Source organism: Allobosea sp. P4_C6 (genome assembly GCF_056402015.1).
Genome location: NZ_JBFUIF010000341.1, coordinates 1 through 532, shown reverse-complemented (window position 1 = coordinate 532; position 532 = coordinate 1). Strand labels below are relative to the sequence as shown.

Here is a 532-nt window from a genome sequence, read left to right as displayed (position 1 = left end):
GCATCGTCGTCGTCGACGATGAACAMGATGGCGTCGTCAACGGTCATGATTGGCTTTCGCTTCGACAGGCAGGGTGAAGATGAATGCCGCCCCGCCGTCCTCGTTGTTCTCTGCCCACAGTCGCCCACCATGGGTCTCGATGATTGTTCGCGATATCGCCAACCCCATGCCCATCCCATTGGGTTTCGTTGAGAAGAAGGCTTCGAAGACCTTATCGGGCGCACCAAGACCCATGCCGGTGTCCCGGACTTCGGTCCTGACGAAATCGACGGCGCGCAATGTTCGGACGCGCAGAACCCCGCGCCGAGCAGGCTCCATCGCTTCGAGGCCGTTGCGGATCAGGTTGACCAGGACCTGCTGGATCTGGATGCGATCCAGCTCCAGCGACGGAAGACCAGCCTCGACCTCGACGTCGATACGCATGCGACGCCGGGCCGCTACTTCCATCATCAGATCCCGAGCCTCATGAAGAATAGCGTCGAGCGGGCAGAGGTTTCGCGCTTGGTCCGTCTGCCTGAACAAGGCACGGACC

1 protein-coding gene is annotated in these 532 nt (G+C 60.8%); it reads right to left on the bottom strand.

From position 1 onward, the window contains the following. Positions 1 to 36: 36 nt before the first annotated feature. Positions 37 to 532: sensor histidine kinase (locus tag AC1DVA_RS29020; protein ID WP_476808223.1), on the bottom strand; the 496-nt coding region annotated here is incomplete at its 5' end.